General features: G+C 75.5%; 3 protein-coding genes. 1 reads left to right on the forward strand and 2 read right to left on the reverse strand.

Annotation, left to right across the window (positions count from 1 at the left end):
* On the forward strand, positions 1-687 hold a 687-nt coding region (locus AB0I76_RS28585; RefSeq protein ID WP_357041847.1), incomplete at its 5' end, for a diacylglycerol kinase family protein.
* A 33-nt stretch (positions 688-720) separates the two neighbouring features.
* Here AB0I76_RS28585 and AB0I76_RS28590 read toward each other — a convergent pair.
* The gene (locus tag AB0I76_RS28590) at positions 721-1,434 is read right to left on the reverse strand and encodes a TetR/AcrR family transcriptional regulator (protein ID WP_357041850.1); all 714 of its coding nucleotides are present in this window, start codon (positions 1,432-1,434) and stop codon (positions 721-723) included.
* A 60-nt stretch (positions 1,435-1,494) separates the two neighbouring features.
* Positions 1,495-2,036, reverse strand: a 542-nt coding sequence (locus AB0I76_RS28595) for an HAD-IA family hydrolase (protein ID WP_357041853.1), incomplete at its 5' end; no start/stop codon positions are given.

A 2,036-nucleotide genomic window follows, 5' to 3' on the forward strand; every position in this document is an offset into this window, starting at 1 on the left:
GTGCACCGTGCGTTGCAGGCGGTCGCCGGCACCACGGTGCCGTTCGGCCCGGTACCGGCGGGCACCGGCAACGACTTCGCCCTCGACACCGGCTTCCCGGCGGACCCGTTCGCCGCGGCGGACGTGATCGCGGCGGCCCTGCTCCAGGGCCGGACCAGCCCGGTCGACCTGGCCCGGATGACCGGCGCCGATGGCACGGTCCGCTGGTACGGGGCGGTGCTCGCCGCCGGCTTCGACGCGATCGTCAACGAGCGCGCCAACCGGATGCGCTGGCCGCGCGGTCCCCGCCGGTACGACCTGGCGATCCTGGTGGAGCTGGCCCGGCTGCGGCCCCGTCGGTACACGCTGCGTCTGGACGGCGAGAGCCACGAACTGGACGCGGTGCTGGTGGCCGTGGGCAACGGCGCCTGCTACGGCGGAAGGATGCGGATCTGCCCGGCCGCCGACCCGACCGACGGCCTGCTCGACGTGGTGGTGGGCGCCCGGTTCGACCGGCGCACCCTGATGCGGGTCAAGCCGCGCATCTACGCCGGCACCCACGTCGAGCACCCGCTGGTGCGCAGCTACCGGGCCCGTACGGTCGAGTTGGCCGCCGAGGGCATCACGACGTACGCCGACGGTGAGCGGGCCCTCGACCTGCCGGTGACGATCACCGCCGTCCCGGGCGCGGTCCGGCTCCTGCGCTGACCCGAGCGCCCGGTCACCTGATCCGGGGTCCGGTCACGTGTGCGGGGCGCGGATCAGCCGGTCCAGCCATTCGGTCAGCAGGGCGCGCTCGGCGTCGGTGAGGTCGGCGGCCAGGTCGGGCAGTGCGGCGCGCAGGGCGATCGCGTGCCGCAGTGGCTGGCCCGGCCGGTCGACGACCCGGGCGGCCGGAGAATCGGCGACCAGCGCGCCGAGCACCGCCTCCCGGGTGCGGGTGGACAGGGCCGGGTCCCGTCGCTGCGGCGGTGTCCGGATGAGGGTCAGGGTCACGCCGCAGCCGGCGGCGTGCAGCATGTCGGTCGCGTCGTCCACGCCGGTCCGCAGCCGGCCCGCCTCGGCGACCCGGTGCACGAGCTGGCGGAGGATGTCGGCGGCGACCCGGGCCGCCGTCGGCGTCTCGCCGGGGGACGGGTCGCCGTACATGAGGGCGTGGAAGGCCGGGTTGGCGACGCCGAAGGCGACCTGGATGTCCCATCCCCGGCGCAGGTCGTCGACCGGATCGCCGGGGAGGTCCCGGCCGGCCTCGGCGTGCAGGTACGCGGCGAAGCCGTAGCTGGCGGCGGCGTCCAGCAGGCCGCGCATGTCACCGAACTGCCGGTAGATCGTCGGCGCCTGGACGCCCGCCGCCCGGCTCACCGCACGGGTGGTGACTCCGTCCCGGCCGCCCTCGGCGAGCAGTGCGGCGGCGGCGCGGACGATCCGGTCCCGGGGGGAGGTCTCGGCGATCATGACAACGACGATAACGTCCGGTCGTTAGCGCCCGTCGTTAGCGGTGCTGTCGTTCCGGCGTTAGCGCTCCTTGACACCGGCCAGGTCCAGCACGGCGCCCAGGCCGTTGGCCCGTCCCGCCTCGGCCGCCGGCAGCACCAGCACCGCGCACCCGGCGGCGACCGCCCCGGCGTCGGCCGGCGTGTCGCCCACCATCAGCGCCCGCTCCGGGTCGACGCCGATCATGCCGCAGGCCCGCCAGAAGATTCCCGGATCCGGCTTGCAGCGCCCCACCTCGTACGACAGCGCGAACGCGTCGACCAGACCGTCCAGACCCCAGGCCGCGAAGATCGGCCGGATGTCGAAGCCGATGTTGCTCACCACGGCCACCCGCACGCCCGCCTCGCGCAGCGCGGCGAGGGTCGGCGCGGTGTCCGGGTACGGCACCCAGCCCTCCGGGATCAGCAGCCGGTCGTAGAGCGCGTCGGCGAAGCCCTCGATGCCCGCGTCGACGGTCTCCGCGAGGCCGGTGTAAGCACCCCGGTGCGCGTGCGGGTAGAGGTCCCGGTCGGCCCACAGCTCGGCCAGCCGGGGCGGCACCCGGGCCGGCAGGGGCCCACCCG

It is taken from the genome of Micromonospora sp. NPDC049799 (genome assembly GCF_040656655.1).
In the GTDB taxonomy this organism is placed as follows: domain Bacteria; phylum Actinomycetota; class Actinomycetes; order Mycobacteriales; family Micromonosporaceae; genus Micromonospora.

Excerpts from the sequence above, each read along its gene's own strand:
- AB0I76_RS28590 (WP_357041850.1), bottom strand. The coding sequence starts at position 1,434 with ATGATCGCCGAGACCTCCCCCCGGGACCGGATCGTCCGCGCCGCCGCC.